Origin of the sequence: Enterobacter sp. ECC-219 (assembly GCF_043966805.1) — a bacterium.
Lineage (GTDB): Bacteria > Pseudomonadota > Gammaproteobacteria > Enterobacterales > Enterobacteriaceae > Enterobacter > Enterobacter cloacae_N.
On the sequence record NZ_CP143680.1, the window covers coordinates 2,784,307 to 2,800,339 of the forward strand.

Annotated in this window: 17 protein-coding genes; 7 read left to right on the forward strand and 10 right to left on the reverse strand. The window is 54.8% G+C overall.

The annotated features are described in order from the left end of the window. Positions 1-26: 26 nt before the first annotated feature. Positions 27-545 (forward strand): superoxide dismutase [Cu-Zn] SodC, encoded by a 519-nt coding sequence (gene sodC, locus V1603_RS13245; RefSeq protein ID WP_116340380.1) that lies wholly within the window; start codon positions 27-29, stop codon positions 543-545. Here the strand turns inward: sodC and V1603_RS13250 are convergent. From V1603_RS13250 to V1603_RS13260, 3 genes are read right to left on the reverse strand one after another with little or no spacing between them, the layout of a single operon-like run. Then, positions 524-2,557: an FUSC family protein gene (locus V1603_RS13250; RefSeq protein WP_395312747.1), complete on the reverse strand. Its 2,034-nt coding sequence runs from the start codon at positions 2,555-2,557 to the stop codon at positions 524-526. The genes sodC and V1603_RS13250 overlap by 22 nt on opposite strands. Continuing rightward, positions 2,557-3,417 carry an HlyD family secretion protein gene (locus V1603_RS13255; RefSeq protein WP_116340377.1) on the reverse strand — a complete coding sequence of 287 codons (861 nt, stop codon included), beginning with the start codon at positions 3,415-3,417 and terminating at the stop codon, positions 2,557-2,559. Before V1603_RS13255 ends, V1603_RS13250 begins: the two co-directional genes overlap by 1 nt. A gap of 2 nt (positions 3,418-3,419) precedes the next feature. Further along, on the reverse strand, positions 3,420-3,656 hold the full coding sequence (locus tag V1603_RS13260; RefSeq protein ID WP_039266199.1) for a DUF1656 domain-containing protein: 237 nt from the start codon (positions 3,654-3,656) through the stop codon (positions 3,420-3,422). Between the two features lie 186 nt (positions 3,657-3,842). Between V1603_RS13260 and slyA the strand changes: the two genes are divergently transcribed. Further along, the gene (gene slyA / locus V1603_RS13265) at positions 3,843-4,283 is read left to right on the forward strand and encodes a transcriptional regulator SlyA (RefSeq protein WP_021241135.1); all 441 of its coding nucleotides are present in this window, start codon (positions 3,843-3,845) and stop codon (positions 4,281-4,283) included. A 35-nt stretch (positions 4,284-4,318) separates the two neighbouring features. Here slyA and V1603_RS13270 read toward each other — a convergent pair whose 3' ends face one another. After that, positions 4,319-5,680, reverse strand: a complete 1,362-nt coding sequence (locus V1603_RS13270) for an MASE4 domain-containing protein (RefSeq protein WP_395312748.1) — start codon at positions 5,678-5,680, stop codon at positions 4,319-4,321. A gap of 199 nt (positions 5,681-5,879) precedes the next feature. Then, positions 5,880-6,347: an outer membrane lipoprotein SlyB gene (gene slyB, locus V1603_RS13275; protein ID WP_028012906.1), complete on the reverse strand. Its 468-nt coding sequence runs from the start codon at positions 6,345-6,347 to the stop codon at positions 5,880-5,882. A gap of 255 nt (positions 6,348-6,602) precedes the next feature. Here slyB and anmK point away from each other — a divergent pair, with 255 nt between their 5' ends. The 5 genes from anmK (at position 6,603) to pdxY (ending at position 11,184) form a co-directional block, all read left to right on the forward strand. Then, on the forward strand, positions 6,603-7,727 hold the full coding sequence (gene anmK, locus V1603_RS13280; RefSeq protein WP_192981520.1) for an anhydro-N-acetylmuramic acid kinase: 1,125 nt from the start codon (positions 6,603-6,605) through the stop codon (positions 7,725-7,727). A gap of 92 nt (positions 7,728-7,819) precedes the next feature. Continuing rightward, complete coding sequence (gene mliC, locus V1603_RS13285) at positions 7,820-8,143, forward strand: C-type lysozyme inhibitor (RefSeq protein ID WP_116340370.1); 324 nt, start codon at positions 7,820-7,822, stop codon at positions 8,141-8,143. Between the two features lie 57 nt (positions 8,144-8,200). Next, complete coding sequence (pdxH, locus tag V1603_RS13290; protein ID WP_028012909.1) at positions 8,201-8,857, forward strand: pyridoxamine 5'-phosphate oxidase; 657 nt, start codon at positions 8,201-8,203, stop codon at positions 8,855-8,857. 125 nt (positions 8,858-8,982) lie between these two features. Further along, positions 8,983-10,257, forward strand: coding sequence for a tyrosine--tRNA ligase (gene tyrS / locus V1603_RS13295; RefSeq protein ID WP_023311370.1), 1,275 nt, complete (start codon positions 8,983-8,985; stop codon positions 10,255-10,257). Positions 10,258-10,323: 66 nt separating this feature from the next. Beyond that, on the forward strand, positions 10,324-11,184 hold the full coding sequence (gene pdxY, locus V1603_RS13300) for a pyridoxal kinase PdxY (protein ID WP_116340367.1): 861 nt from the start codon (positions 10,324-10,326) through the stop codon (positions 11,182-11,184). Positions 11,185-11,261: 77 nt separating this feature from the next. Here pdxY and gstA read toward each other — a convergent pair whose 3' ends face one another. From gstA to rsxG, 5 genes are all read right to left on the reverse strand, one after another. After that, entirely contained in the window at positions 11,262-11,867 is a 606-nt protein-coding gene (gene gstA, locus V1603_RS13305; RefSeq protein WP_116340365.1) for a glutathione transferase GstA, read from the reverse strand. Positions 11,868-11,972: 105 nt separating this feature from the next. Beyond that, a complete protein-coding gene (gene dtpA, locus V1603_RS13310; RefSeq protein WP_192981514.1) occupies positions 11,973-13,481 on the reverse strand; it encodes a dipeptide/tripeptide permease DtpA in 1,509 nt (502 codons plus the stop codon). A 601-nt stretch (positions 13,482-14,082) separates the two neighbouring features. Next, complete coding sequence (nth, locus tag V1603_RS13315; RefSeq protein WP_008500570.1) at positions 14,083-14,718, reverse strand: endonuclease III; 636 nt, start codon at positions 14,716-14,718, stop codon at positions 14,083-14,085. Beyond that, on the reverse strand, positions 14,715-15,401 hold the full coding sequence (locus tag V1603_RS13320; RefSeq protein WP_163329042.1) for an electron transport complex subunit E: 687 nt from the start codon (positions 15,399-15,401) through the stop codon (positions 14,715-14,717). The genes nth and V1603_RS13320 overlap by 4 nt, the downstream gene beginning before the upstream one ends. Next, the gene (gene rsxG, locus V1603_RS13325) at positions 15,398-16,024 is read right to left on the reverse strand and encodes an electron transport complex subunit RsxG (RefSeq protein WP_116340359.1); all 627 of its coding nucleotides are present in this window, start codon (positions 16,022-16,024) and stop codon (positions 15,398-15,400) included. Before rsxG ends, V1603_RS13320 begins: the two co-directional genes overlap by 4 nt. Positions 16,025-16,033: the final 9 nt, after the last annotated feature.

Genomic DNA, 16,033 nt, shown 5'->3' on the forward strand with positions numbered 1-16,033 from the left:
GCAAAAAATAACCCGCGGAGGTCATTATGAAGCGTTTTGCTCTGGCAATGGTCGCGCTGGTTGTTTGCGCAGGGGCGCAGGCAGCCAGCGACGAAGTAGAAATGAATCTCGTCACCTCACAGGGGGTGGGTCAGTCAATCGGGACGGTGAAAATCACTGAGACCGATAAAGGGCTGGAATTCGCACCCGACCTTAAAGCACTCCCGCCGGGCGAACACGGCTTTCACGTTCATGCCAAAGGGAGCTGTCAGCCAGCCATGAAAGAGGGTAAACCGTCGGCGGCGGAAGCAGCAGGGGGCCACCTCGACCCGCAGAACTCAGGTAAACATGAAGGGCCTGACGGAATGGGGCACCTGGGCGACTTGCCGGTGCTGGTGGTAAACAATGACGGTAAAGCCACGGATCCGGTCGTGGCCCCGCGGCTTAAAAAGCTGGATGAGGTCAAAGGCAAAGCGCTGATGATCCATGTGGGCGGGGATAACATGTCCGATCAGCCTAAACCGCTTGGCGGCGGTGGGGCACGCTATGCCTGCGGCGTAATCTGATCTCCAATCGTGCCCGGCGGTGGCGCCTGCTCGAGCTGCGACAGCGAGCAGTGCAGGCGCCAGATAATCGAGGCCAAATCGCGGGCTGCGGTCAGGTGATGCCGTGCAAGGGTATCGCAGATGCGCTGCAGTTCAGCAAGCGTGGCCTCCAGCGGACGCTGCTGAACCCCGCGCTCGCTCATGACATCGCGCAGCAGGGAAATGCAAACGTCACGCACCTGCGACAGCGGATCGGAACGCGTTTCCCACGCGCGAAGCTGCCAGACTACATGTGAACAGTTCAACAGCACCACGCCCCAGCGCAGCAGCCAGCGGCGGGAAAGCGCGTCCTGGCTGTTATTTAACTGGCTGACGTGGTGATACACCAGCGATTCATACTCGCTTTCACGCAGATGCGGTTTGCGGCTGAGTTGGTCGACAAACCCTCTGCGCAACTCCCGAATATGCCTGCGGCTTTTGCGCGCGTCAGAGCCGGGACGCAACACCGCGAAGGCCAGCCACGCCAGCCCCACGCCCAGGATCTTCGCCAGGTTGTCATTGAGAAAGTCGGCGTAATCGTAAACCGGCGGATTCGTCACGGAGATAAACGAGCCCATAAAGACAATCAGCTGTCCCCAGAGGCCCGCCAGTTTCGGCATTTGCAGCTTAAGTAGCTGCATGGTAGTTAACAGCGGAAACAGGAACAGCAGAAACTGCCAGAGATCGCTTATCTGCACCATCAGGCCAAATTTCACCACAAAACTGAACAGTGACAGCAACACCAGCGTTCGCAGCAGCAGCGTAAGGGAGTTAAACGGCGAGGCCGCGACGGAATATAGCACGCAGCTGATGGCGGCCAGCGTCAGGGCCGCCGAACCGGACTCCCACTGCGTGGTGATGCTCCATGCCCCCACCAGCATCAGCGCGCAGAAGGTGCGAAAACCGCTCCACAGCGCTTCCAGATAATCGGTGTGCCGCGCGAGAGCCGGGCTGCCGGGAACGGTGAACTCAGTGACCGGGGTGGCATTCTCTACCGCCTTAATCCAGCGGCTGCTGCGCAGGTATAGACGGCAAAAATAATTCAGACGCTGCCAGAAGGCGCGATGGCGGTAATCATATTCATCCACCGGAGCGAGCGGGGCAATGATCTTCGCAACGGTGTAGATATCTGCATCCGGGCGGGCAAGCGCCGCGAGCAGCGTTTCGATCACGGCGCGCGTGTTTTCCGGCGGCGTTGACCAGTTGAGCAGCATCCGGCGCAGGCTGGAGATGGCGCTGGTCATGCGCAGCTGCTGGTGCAGCAAATAGTTAAGCAGGGTGTTCTGACGGCGAAAACGGTAATGGCTCCAGAAAGCCTGAATCCGCAACAGATTCATGGTCAGGATCTGCCCGATAACCTTTTCATGCGCGAGGCGGATGTCATCGCTGGTATCCGGTTGCCACAGCAGGCTCGCGTGTTCCAGCAGCCGGGTATGCATGGTTTTCAGCGCTGTGATAAGCGCGGTCCCGTCGGAGGTGCTGGGCAGGACCATCATCATAAATCCGCCGCAGAGGATCCCGACAATCACTTCGCAGACGCGCGCCTGAGCGATATCCCACAGCTCGGTAGTGTCGAGCACGTTGACGACCGGGAAGGCGATAATGGCGGCCGTATAGCCCGCCAGCTGAAAAGCGTAGGCGACATTATTGGTGAAATGGGCGCAGGCCCATGTACAGCATCCCAGCCATGCCGCCATGCTCAGCAGGAACAGCCACGGATCGTTCAGCGTGTGGCCCGCGATAATTAACGCTGCGGTGGCACCCAGCAGGCTGCCTGCGATACGGCCAAGGCTTTTGCTGATCACTCCGCCAACGGTCGGGAAACTCACCACCGCCGCGGAGGTCATCGCCCAGTAGGGTTCGTCCAGGTTCAGGTAATAGGCGACGGTCAGCGCCAGGCACATGGCTATGCCGTTACGCAGCGCGTAGCGCCACTGGGGACGCGTCGCTTTCATCCACGGCGTGTTTTGCCAGGAGAGCGCCTGCAGCTTCATTAACGGGTTCCGATGGAGACAGTGCAGGTGGTGCCGGATACCAGCGTGATGTCCTCGGGTAAATGGTCAAACTCCACGCGCACAGGCACGCGTTGAGCCAGGCGCACCCACGGTACATTCGGTTTGATGTCCGGCACCAGCCCGGAATCGGTTTCAACGCTTTGATCGTAAATGGCGCGGCCAATGCTGGATACGTGACCCCGTAACTTCTGCGAGCCGCTGTAAAGCGTTATGGCGGCGGGTGCGCCTTCACGGATGTGCCGAAGCTTGGTCTCTTCGAAATAGCCCACTACGTAGAAGGAGTGGCTGTCGACGAGGGCAAAAATCGGCTGGCCGGTGGTGGCATAATTCCCCACGCGGGCGGAGAGGTTGGTCACCCATCCGTCGACGGGGGCGGTAATCACGGTTTGAGTCAGTTCCCACTGCGCTTGCTTCAGCGTCGCCTCTGCCGCGTTAACGCTCGCCTGCATCGCCTTAACGTTGATGTTGGCGGTATCCAAATCTTCCGCAGAGATGTAGTTTTTCGACAGATGACGGCGGCGGTTGGCCTCGTTGTTGGCCTTTGCCAGATCGGACTGGGCTTTCGCCAGCTGTGCCTGGGCGTTCAAAATCGCAATATGGTACGGGGTGTCGTCGATGCGGAATAACACCTCTCCCTTTTTAACGTACTGGTTATCCTTAATCAGCAGCGACGTAATGCTTCCTGACACCTGCGGGGTGATGCTGACCTGCTCAGCGCGAATTTTACCGTCGCGGGTCCAGGGGGACTGCATATAGAAATTCCACAACCACCAGCCAGCGACCAGGGCGAGGACCAGGACAAACAGGGTGGAAAAGTACTTCAGCGTTTTCAGAGGCATATTCACCACACGATCAGAACAGCAAGGCCCAGGCACACGGAGAGGGCAAACAGGGAGAGATCCATCAGCATGGGATGCCAGATTTCGCCGGAGTACATCCAGTCGCGAAGCAGGCGATGCGCGATGAGCCAAAGAATAAAGCCCACCAGCACGGCTTTAAACAGAGGGGGAAAGTAGACTGACGCACCGAAGATCAGGTCCTGGAGGGGTAAACCCTCTGAGCGATGAAAAAAGGTCACGAGCAGAGATCCTTTGCAGTGAACAGAATGCCGCGTTGGCTTGTCTGAGTATGAAGAAGCATCACGATTCAGTGTAAGTCATACTTTTGAGTTAGATGAATGCAGTATTGCATTTGTTTTGCCAATACAAATGCTGCACACTATTCTAAAATCAGTATAATAACTTAGCAAGCTAATTATAAGGAGATGAAATTGGAATCGCCATTAGGTTCTGATCTGGCAAGGTTGGTACGCGTCTGGCGTGCTCTGATTGACCATCGCCTGAAACCTCTGGAACTGACACAGACGCATTGGGTCACGTTGCACAACATTCATCAGCTGCCGCCCGACCAGTCGCAAATTCAACTGGCTAAAGCGATAGGCATTGAGCAACCGTCGCTGGTGCGCACGCTTGACCAGCTGGAAGAGAAGGGACTGATCTCCCGACAAACCTGCGCCAGCGATCGTCGCGCCAAGCGGATTAAGCTGACCGAGAAAGCGGCTCCTATCATCACTGAAATGGAAGCCGTAATTACCAAAACGCGCGGTGAAATCCTTTCAGGGGTTTCACCGGCGGAGCTGGAAATGCTCATCAGCCTGATTGCACGCCTTGAGCAAAACATCCATGAGCTGCAGTCTCGCGACTGACAAACACCAGGCCTTGCAGCAGCAAGGCCTTTTTATTACGTAAAGACGACCACCCGATTACGGCCGGTCTCTTTCGCTTCATACATCGCCTTGTCGGCACTTTCAACGCACGTTTCAGCGGTTATGGATGATGAGGTCGCCGTGAATACCCCCATGCTGATGGTAATCGGCTCCGGTAACTGTCCCCCGCTGCTGGCTTTATCAAAGCTGCTTAGCTTTAACCGTATACGTTCCGCCACCTGACATGCTGCCTCAGAGGAGGTGTTTGCCAGCATCAGGACAAATTCTTCGCCACCGATTCGCGCCGCGATGTCCTGCGGGCGCACGGAATCCATCAGCAGATTGGCGACAAACTGCAGGACTTTGTCTCCCTGAAGGTGACCATAGTTATCGTTGATGCGCTTGAAGCGATCGAGATCGCTGACGATAACCGAAACGGGCCGGCTGGATTTCGCGATTTCCAGCGCCTGGTTTAACGATTCATAAAAATAGCTGCGGTTATAAAGGCGCGTGAGCGGATCGCGAATCGAATTCTGATACGACTGCTGATATTTTAAATGGGAATCACGGTACAGCATGAAAACGTCGTAAAGCAGAACAAAAATAATCATCAGCGTAGCGACGGTTTCAAATAGCCGGGCGCGATACCACGATATATCTTCAGCATGTCCGCCCACTAACAGCATTACGAGCGTAACGATATAGCACACGCACAGAAAATTACCGCCCACCCAGAACAGATTACGCACCCGCGTAATAAACATCAGGCTTGCTAATGTTACAACCCAGAGAACAATTAATGAAATATTGATGCAGTGGCTCCACAGAACCATAAACTGTCGCGTTTCATTATCAACCAGGTCGATGGATAAAAACGCAGAATGGCTGGAATATATCCAGGCTAACAGTATGCCACAGGCGGTAAACAGAAATATACCGCTGACGATGGTGATATGGGCCGCACGGGAAAGGGACTGATTCCGTGTGGGATAGAGTAATGCCGAAGCGATCATCAGCACAGCCATTAAGAGATGGCGGAACATATAGTAGATCATCGCATCGTTGTAGTTAACGACGTTAAACTGATAGAGGTCAAGCCACGCTGGAAAGCTGGACAGCGTTCCGACCATCAGCAGTGCCGAACCGGCAAAGGCAAAGGCGATCGCAATCAGATAGAGCCGCCTCTTATCGCACCAGTATTTCATAGCCATAAAACAGGCAATAAACAGGTGAAACACGAGTAAAAAAATGGTGAGCGTAGGGAACACAAGAGGCGAGAAGGATGGTACCCATTCAACCAGTTTTGAAAAGAGAGCTTGTAGTATTCCGATAACGACAAGGCACCCGAAACAGAACGAGATATAACGACCTTTTAGACAAAGACTATTCGCAAGCATATAAATTTTTACAAAATGAGAAATAATTTATGAAGAGGTAATTGCGAAGAGTCTAATCAATTAATGCAATAAATACTTTGCGCAGAAACAATATACGGTGAGGTTAATTATTGGCGGGGTGAATGAATTTTGTAAATATATTCGTTCAAGTGATATATATTGTAAATGGATGTGGCCCGACGGCCACATCCATTTTTAATTAACGTGGGGACACGGTAACCTGGCTTCCGTTGCTTGCCAGCACAACGCGCTGACCTGCTGAGAAGCGGGTATTGCCCTGTTTCTGAACAACCATAATGGTGCTGCCGTCGTCTTTACGAATTTCCAGCTCTACGCCCTGCGTTTTGTTCATCGCACCCTGGACGCCCTGGCCTGCCACGCCACCGGCAACGGCGCCCGCTGCGGTTGCCAGAGAGCGGCCTGTGCCACCGCCAACGGTGTTACCCAGGAAACCACCCAGAACAGCACCACCGATTGCGCCCATGACGTTGTTTTCATCACCACCCTGAATTTGTACAGGACGGGCGTTAACAACGGTACCGTAAGTCACGCTCTGAACCTGTTTAGCTTCAGAAGCGCTGTAAACGTCGCCAGACAGTGAGCTGTCGTTCACACAGCCAGCCAGGGTTAAACCAATCAGCGAAACGCCCAGTACACGTACAATCATTTGAATCTCCTGTTCACCAAAAACGCCCATTTGGAGGCATCCGTTATGGCTAAATTATATGGCATAAAGGGCCATAGTTCATATCTTTGCACTAACAATAAGAAAATTGTACTTGAATTTGACTTAACGAGACATAAACAGGATCCGCTCGCGTTACCGGCATGACATTGTTAAAAAATATTATCGTCGGATGGCAAAGCAGCGTCGTTTATGGTTGAGTGGATATCCTTAGCCCACGCAACGTAAGGAAAGCGCATGAAATCGGGTCGCTACATTGGTGTGATGTCAGGCACCAGTCTGGATGGGGTAGATGTCGTTCTGGCCGCCATTGACGAACATATGGTAGCACAGCAGGCGAGCCTGACCTGGCCAATCCCCATTTCGCTGAAAGAGGATATTCTGAGTATCTGTCAGGGGCAGCAGCTGACTCTCTCCCAGCTTGGTCAACTTGATGTTCGCCTGGGGGCGCTGTTTGCGGATGCGGTGCAGGCGTTAATGCAAAAAGAACATCTTCGACCTCAGGATGTGGTCGCCATCGGGTGCCATGGACAAACCGTCTGGCATGAGCCGGTTGGCGAGGCGCCGCATACGTTGCAAATCGGCGATAATAACCAGATAGTGGCAAAGACGGGCGTGACGGTCGTCGGGGATTTCCGTCGTCGCGATATTGCCCTTGGCGGGCAGGGCGCACCGCTGGTGCCTGCTTTCCATCAGGCGCTGTTGGCGCATCCTTCAGAGCGTCGCATGGTGCTCAACATTGGCGGGATTGCTAACCTCTCGATGCTTATTCCGGGGCAGCCCGTTCGCGGCTACGATACCGGCCCCGGGAATATGCTAATGGATGCCTGGATCTGGCGGCAGTGCGGTCAACCGTATGATAAAAACGCCGAGTGGGCGAGCGAGGGTAAAGTGATCCTCCCGCTGCTGCAGTCTATGCTCAGCGACCCATATTTTGCCTTGCCGGCGCCGAAAAGCACGGGGCGTGAATACTTCAACTTTGGCTGGCTTGAGCGCCAGCTGGCGCTGTTCCCGGCACTGGCCCCGCAGGATATTCAGGCGACGCTTGCCGAATTAACGGCCGTGTCTATCTCTGAGCAAGTGCTGCTCAGCGGCGGCTGCGAACGCCTGCTGGTGTGCGGCGGCGGAAGCCGAAACCCGTTGGTGATGGCGCGCCTTGCCGGGCTGCTGCCGGGTACAGAAGTGACGACGACGGACGAGGCTGGCATCAGCGGTGATGATATGGAAGCGCTGGCTTTCGCCTGGCTTGCCTGGCGCACCATCGCCGGGCTACCGGGCAATTTGCCGTCGGTAACCGGCGCACGCGAGGCCAGCGTCCTCGGGGCGATTTTCCCGGCAAATCCGCGTCATAATCAGAGTTAACTGAAATTCAGCGCGTCGTCTCGTCGTTAGAATGGAGTAAAACAGGAGGGCGGTCATGCCCTCCAGGACCAGGAAAGTCTTCGGAATACGCCATGAAAAAAGTTCTTCTTATTGTCGCGCCTTTATTGCTGTCAGGGTGCAGCGTCTATAACCAGTTCCTTGAGCGCATGCAGACCGATACGCTGGAGTATCGCTGCGATGAAAAACCGCTGACCGTGAAGTTGAATAACCCACGTCAGGAAGCCAGCTTCGTTTACGACAATAAGCTGCTGACCCTTAAACAGGGGATCTCGGCCTCCGGGGCACGTTATTCTGACGGTATCTATGTGTTCTGGTCAAAAGGCGACAGCGCTACGGTTTACAAACGCGACCGCATTGTGCTGAACAACTGCCAGCTTGAAAATCCGAAGCGTTGAGATTTTTACAGGGGCGGCGCACAATAGCGCCACCCAATCTCAAGATCAGCTAACGCCATGTCAGATAACGATGAACTGCAGCAAATTGCGCATCTGCGCCGTGAATACACCAAAGGCGGCCTGCGCCGCCAGGATCTTCCCGCTGAACCCCTCGTGCTCTTTGAACGCTGGCTGAAACAGGCCTGCGATGCGAAGCTGGCTGACCCAACGGCCATGGTCGTCGCGACGGTAGATGAAAACGGTCAACCGTATCAGCGCATCGTCTTGCTCAAGCATTACGACGAGAAAGGGCTGGTGTTCTATACCAACCTGGGCAGCCGCAAGGCGCACCATCTGGAAAATAATCCCCGCATCAGCCTGCTGTTCCCCTGGCACATGCTGGAACGTCAGGTGATGGTCACCGGCAAGGCGGAACGTCTTTCGACGCTGGAGGTGGTGAAGTATTTCCACAGCCGTCCGCGCGACAGCCAGATTGGCGCCTGGGTGTCAAAACAGTCCAGCCGGATCTCTGCCCGCGGCGTGCTGGAAAGTAAGTTCCTGGAGCTGAAACAGAAGTTCCAGCAAGGGGAAATTCCCCTGCCAAGCTTCTGGGGCGGCTTCCGCATTCCGATTGAGCAGATGGAGTTCTGGCAGGGCGGTGAGCATCGCCTGCACGACCGCTTTTTATACCAGCGCGAGAATGGCGGCTGGAAAATCGACAGACTGGCACCGTAATCCCCGAAATTTGTTGATTTAAGCGCTAGCGCACACCGCGCTTGCGCTTTATTCTATTGTCCTTTCGCATCAGGCGAAAAGTCGTGTACCGGCAAAGGTGCAGTCGTTTATACATGGAGAATTTGATGGCAAGCAGTAACTTGATTAAACAATTGCAAGAGCGGGGCCTCGTGGCCCAGGTGACGGACGAGGAAGCGTTAGCAGAGCGACTGGCGCAAGGCCCGATCGCGCTCTATTGCGGCTTCGATCCCACCGCTGACAGCTTGCATTTGGGGCATCTTGTTCCATTGTTATGCCTGAAACGCTTCCAGATGGCGGGCCATAAGCCTGTTGCCCTGGTGGGCGGCGCGACCGGTCTGATTGGTGACCCAAGCTTTAAAGCCGCGGAGCGTAAGCTGAACACCGAAGATACCGTGCAGGAGTGGGTGGATAAGATCCGCAAGCAGGTTGCACCATTCCTCGACTTCAACTGTGGTGATAACTCTGCCATTGCCGCCAACAACTACGACTGGTTTGGCAGCATGAACGTGCTGACCTTCCTGCGAGACATCGGCAAGCACTTCTCTGTTAACCAGATGATTAACAAAGAAGCCGTGAAGCAGCGTCTGAACCGTGACGATCAGGGTATCTCCTTTACCGAGTTCTCCTACAACCTGCTGCAGGGCTATGACTTTGCCTGCCTGAACAAGCTGCACGGCGTTTCTCTGCAGATCGGCGGTTCTGACCAGTGGGGGAACATCACCTCCGGTATCGACCTGACCCGTCGTCTGCATCAGAACCAGGTGTTTGGCCTGACCGTTCCATTGATTACCAAAGCGGACGGCACCAAATTCGGTAAAACCGAAGGCGGCGCGGTGTGGCTGGATCCGAAGAAAACCAGTCCGTACAAATTCTACCAGTTCTGGATCAACACGGCGGACGCCGATGTTTACCGCTTCCTGAAGTTCTTCACCTTCATGGACATTGCAGAGATCAACGCGCTGGAAGAGGAAGATAAGAACAGCGGTAAAGCACCGCGTGCCCAGTACGTGCTGGCGGATGAAGTGACCAAACTGGTTCACGGTGAAGAAGGTCTGGCCGCGGCAAAACGCATTACTGCAAGCCTGTTCAACGGTACCCTGAGCGATCTGAGCGAAGCGGACTTCGAGCAGTTGGCGCAGGACGGTGTGCCGATGGTCGAAATGGAAAAAGGGGCTGACCTGATGCAGGCGCTGGTGGACTCTGAGCTCCAGCCTTCCCGCGGTCAGGCGCGTAAAACCATCGCGTCCAACGCTATCACCATCAACGGTGAAAAGCAGGCTGACCCGGAATACACCTTCGTTGACGGCGATCGTCTGTATGGCCGCTACACGCTGCTGCGCCGCGGTAAGAAAAACTACTGTCTGGTCTGCTGGAAATAATTAAAAGTCTTCAGGGGCGTGGGAAACCACGCCCTTTTTGTTTTTTTCGGGTTTGGTAAGTAAAAGATGAAGAACATCCTCGCCATTCAGTCCCACGTTGTATTTGGACATGCTGGCAATAGCGCAGCGGAGTTCCCGATGCGCCGCCTCGGTGCCAACGTCTGGCCCCTTAATACCGTGCAGTTCTCTAACCATACGCAATACGGCAAATGGACCGGCTGCGTGATGCCGCCTTCACACCTCACCGAGGTTGTGCAGGGTATTGCCGATATCGACCAGCTCAAACGCTGTGACGCCGTGCTGAGCGGCTACCTCGGCTCAGCGGAGCAGGGGGAACATATCCTCGGTATCGTGCGTCAGGTTAAAGCGGCAAACCCGGCGGCAAAATACTTCTGCGACCCCGTCATGGGACACCCGGAGAAAGGCTGCATCGTGGCGCCTGGCGTAGCGGAGTTTCACGTTCGTCATGCGTTGCCCGCCAGCGATATCATTGCGCCCAACCTGATTGAGCTGGAGATCCTCTGCGAGCATTCGGTTAATAGCGTAGAAGAGGCGGTACGCGCGTCTCGCGAGCTGATAGCCCAGGGGCCTGAAATTGTGCTGGTAAAACATCTCGCCCGCGCAGGACTGACCCAGGAGCGTTTTGAGATGCTGCTGGTGACGAAAGATGACGCATGGCATATCAGCCGCCCGCTGGTGGATTTCGGCACGCGTCAGCCGGTGGGTGTGGGTGATGTGACCAGTGGGCTACTGCTGGTGAAACTGTTGCAGGGCGCAACGGTGAGAGACGCGCTGGAGCACGTTACGGCAGCGGTGTATGAAATTATGATTGCGACGAAAGATATGCAGGAATATGAACTGCAGGTGGTCGCGGCACAGGATCGAATCGCTAAGCCGGAGCATTATTTCAGCGCAACGCAGCTTTAAACGATGCCGGGTGGCGCTGCGCTTACCTGGCCTACTTAATCCGTAGGCCCGTGCAAGCGCAGCGCCGCCGGGCGATATTAGTTAAGACCTTCCGCTTTTAGCGCCGCAGCCACCGCTGGACGCTCCGCCACGCGCGCCATATACGATGCGATGTGGTCTAACCCCTCCAGGTTCAGCTTAACCGCACGCGCCCAGCGCAGGACGGTAAACAGGTACGCGTCGGCAATGGTGAAACGTGAACCACAAATCCACTGATCGTCTTTCAGCGCTTCATTCACAAACTGCAGCTTTTTCTCCAGCAGAGCTCGCACGGTTGGCTTGTACTCTTCCGGGGTATCCGGGCGGAACAGGGGGGTAAAGCCTTTGTGCAGCTCGGTGGCGATATAGTTTAACCACTCCAGCGTCTTATAACGTGCGACGCTGCCGGTAGGGGCAAGGAGCTGGCGATCCGGTACGTTGTCCGCCAGGAATTGCATAATCGCCACGCCTTCGGTCAGCAGAGTACCGTCATCCAGCAGCAGGGCCGGAACCTGCCCTTTTGGGTTAATCGCAAAAAAGTCATCCCCGTTTTCCAGGCGCTTTTTCATCAGATCAACGCCATCCAGCGTGAAATCTTTGCCGCTCTCGCGCAGGGTGATATGGGAAGCAAGAGAGCACGCGCCCGGTTTGTAGAACAGTTTCATCGGTAACTCCTTTTTGCTGAGGTTTCAGCTATGTTAGTGCGCGAAGGGACAAAAAAAAAGCCGCTAATCTCTTAGCGGCTTCTGTTCAGTCGTTTCTCTCAGATATTACGCGGTAGCGGTTTTGGTCGCTTCAGCCGTCTTGTCGTCGTCCTGAGTCATTCGATTCAGTTTCGGCGCGGTCAGCAGCATCAGCGCCGCGATAACCGCCGTAGCGATACCAATCTGCATGAACACGGTACCGTAGACGTTCAGGGAGACCAGTGGATCGGTCACGTTTTCCGGCACCGCCATCAGGTTCGCGATCTTACCGGCGATGATTGCCGCACCGGCAGTGGTCAGGAACCAGCTACCCATAATGAAGCCCATCAGACGCTGTGGCACCAGCTGTGCAACCATCGCCAGACCCAGACCGGAGATCATCAGTTCGCCAATAGACTGCAGCGCGTAGCTCAGGATCAGCCAGTTCACGGACACGATACCTGCGTCAGTCGCAAACCTGGTACCCAGCGGCAGCACCAGGAACGCACCGGAGCACAGCACCATTCCGATGGCGAACTTGTGCGGCATCGGCAGGCGGTCGCCCATCTTGTTATAGATAGCGGCCAGAATCGGGCTACCAATCATGATCCAGAACGGGTTCAGCGCCTGATACTGCTCCGGCTCGAACGCAATGCCCAGGATAGAGTGCTCAACGTTACGAATCGCGAAGAAGTTCAGAGAGGTTGGCATCTGGCTGTACAGCACGAAGAAGATAATCGCTTCCAGCATCAGAATGAACGCCACAATCATCTTACGACGCGCAGCACCCTGCATAGCGAACGCTTCTTTCGCGAAGATGACCACGATACCCAGCGCAACCACGCCCAGAACGGCACGAGCGATACCCTGGTTGTGCAGCAGCCAGGTGGCGATCGCCGCCAGGACGACAACGCCCACGATAGTCGCCAGCAGTTTGCCCATGTGTACTGGCTCGAAGTCAGGTTTTGAACCGTAGTCTTTTACCCAGCTGCGGCAGAACAGGAAGTTCACCACGGTGATCAGCATACCCACGAAGCTCAGCGCAAACGCCACGCTCCAGCCAAATTTCGCGGCCAGCCATGGGGTTGCCAGCATGGAGAAGAAGGAACCAATGTTGATGGACATGTAGTACATGGTAAATGCACCGTCCAGACGTGGGTCATCTTTGCTGTAGCAGGTTGAGAGCAGGGAAGACGGGTTCGCTTTGAACAGACCGTTACCCACGGCGATGGTTGCCATGCCCATATAGACCACAGCCGCATCATGTCCAGACCATGCAACCAGACCATAGCCAATAGCCAGAACAATAGCGCCCAGCATAATGACGCGCTTAGTACCAAGAACTTTATCACCCAGCCAGCCGCCGATGGCAACCAGACCGTAGACGAGGGCACTGAAGGAGGAGAACAGCGTGATGGAATCGGCTTCGGACATACCCAGCTGTTTAACCAGGTAAACCGCCATGATCCCTTGCAGGCCGTAGTAACCAAAACGCTCCCATAACTCGATAGAGAAGATGAGATAAAACGCTTTCGGTTGTTTAAAAGCGTTCAGACTCACGCTTTCATCTGTTGGTTTATTGTTTGCAGTCGACACATATACCTCTTTTTTTACATCCCATATTAACGGGGGTGTTCATAGCGTGATGGCCGTAGCCCATCCGCCTTATAGTTATATTGGGAGGAGAAACGGCGGGTAATGTTCACTATCCTGACCCGTCTGGCAATACGTTTGTAATATTCTGTTACATATATCTAGGGCGGTATAATCGTCGGTTTCTGCAAATGTTATTCAGCGTTAAATTTTATACGATAACTAAAGGTAGTTTTTTCGACTGCTATACACCCTGTGTGATGGGCTTTTGGCGATATGTTCTGCTATTTGCCGTCTGTTGCAGTGATATAGCCCATATTCTGAAAAATAGCTGGTCTTATCTTCCGGGTAAGCACAGTTATATCTTGCCCGGCAAAGGGTTTGCGATGACTTTGACTACAAAAAATCAACATGACGTTATCAGAGTGATCGCGATCACAGATGTATAGAAATTTTTGGCTATGAAAAAACTATTAACCTGTTTGAGCGTTATAGCGCGGAAGAAGTGACAGGCTGTAGGATAAAGAAGGCGGATGATTTATGGTCAGGAGAAGGGTTTCTGGAAGGCCCTCTCCTGGTGTGGGATTGTGATTGCGGATAAAAGTCAGGGATACACTTTTTCTTTATATTCGCAGAGATCTTCAATAATACAGGAGCCGCAGCGCGGCTTTCGGGCTATGCAGGTATAACGACCGTGCAAAATCAGCCAGTGATGGCAGTCAACCTTGAATTCGGCAGGGACCACTTTTAACAGCTTCTCTTCTACCTGCTCGACATTTTTCCCTGGGGCGAAGTTAGTCCGGTTTGAGACGCGGAATATATGGGTATCAACGGCTATCGTCGGCCAGCCAAACGCGGTATTGAGTACAACGTTCGCGGTTTTACGTCCCACCCCCGGTAAGGCCTCCAAAGCCGCGCGGTCTTCCGGCACCTCGCCTCCGTGCTGTTCCAGCAGGATCCGGCAGGTCTTAATGACGTTCTCCGCCTTGCTGTTAAACAGGCCGATGGTTTTGATATAAGACTTAACGCCCTCCACGCCCAGCTCCAGCATCGCTTTTGGCGTATTGGCGACCGGATAGAGCAGGGCGGTAGCTTTGTTGACGCTCACATCGGTCGCCTGCGCAGAGAGCAGCACCGCGATCAGCAGCTCAAACGGGGAGGTAAAATTCAGCTCCGTCGTCGGGTGCGGGTTCTCGTCCCGCAGACGAGTCAGGATCGCAATGCGCTTTTCTTTATTCATGAAGCCTTCTCGGGTGTCCCTTCCAGAACGCTGCGCTCTGCCGCGCGGCGCTTACGTTTTTCATCAATCAGGTATTTTACCGCCAGCATCATGCCAAGGCCAATGAACGCGCCAGGCGGCAGCATCGCCAGCAGGAATGGCGTGTCGGTGTGGAACACTTCTATGCGCAGCACCTTGGCCCAGCCGCCCAGCAGGGCATCGGCACCGTCGAAGAGCGTCCCGTTGCCGAGAATTTCACGCATGGACCCGAGGACGAACATGGCGGCAGTCGCGCCCATGCCGATGGAAAACCCATCCAGAGCGGAAATGGCCGGGTTGTTTTTTACCGCGAAAGCCTCAGCGCGGCCAACGACGATGCAGTTGGTCACGATAAGCGGAATAAAAATCCCGAGCGACTGGTACAGGCCAAACGCGTAAGCGTTGATAAGCATCTGCACGACGCTCACCACCGACGCAATGATCATCACGTAAATCGGAATACGGATCTCCGACGGCGTCCAGCGGCGCAAAACAGAAATAGAGAAGTTGGTCAGGGTCAGCACCAGCGTGGTCGCCAGGCCCAGCCCGAGCGCGTTGGTAGCGGTAGATGTCACCGCCAGCAGCGGACAGAGTCCCAGAAGCTGTACCAGCGCGGAGTTGTTCTTCCACAGCCCCTGGACAATAACCTCTTTAACCTGGCTCATGATGACTCCCCACAGGCCGGAAGATTGTTGATTTGCGCGGGCAGCGTTTCAGCATATAGCCCGGCTCGTTTTACGGCGTTCACCACGGCGCGCGGCGTGATGGTTGCGCCGGTGAACTGGTCAAATTCACCGCCGTCTTTCTTCACCGCAAACGCGGTGTCACCTTCGCCATGGATTACTTTACCGGCAAAGTGCAAAATCCAGTCGCTCAGCCGGGTTTCAATTTTATCACCCAGGCCCGGCGTTTCATGGTGTTCCGTCACGCGGGTGCCCAGTATGGTTCCGGTGAAATCGCTGCCGACAAGCAGTTGAATGGAGCCAGAATAGCCATCGGGCGCCGTCGCTTCCATCACTGCGCCTACGGGTTTATCTCCTTTGCGGGCGATAAAGACACGGTGCGTGCCTTTTCCAAGCTGCGTCGCGTCTACCACAAAGCAGCTTTTTTGCAGGTCATTATCGTAGAAATCGGACGGGATCACCTGATCGAACAGCGCCTTTTGCTGCTTCAGCGCCTGTTCTTCAATGGTCGTTTTGGTCAGCGCATTGACCAATGCCGTCAGCCCGGTCAGGACCGCGGCGAAGACTGCCAGCGTGACGCCGTGTTTTTGCATCGTTTTTAGCATGGCGAAACC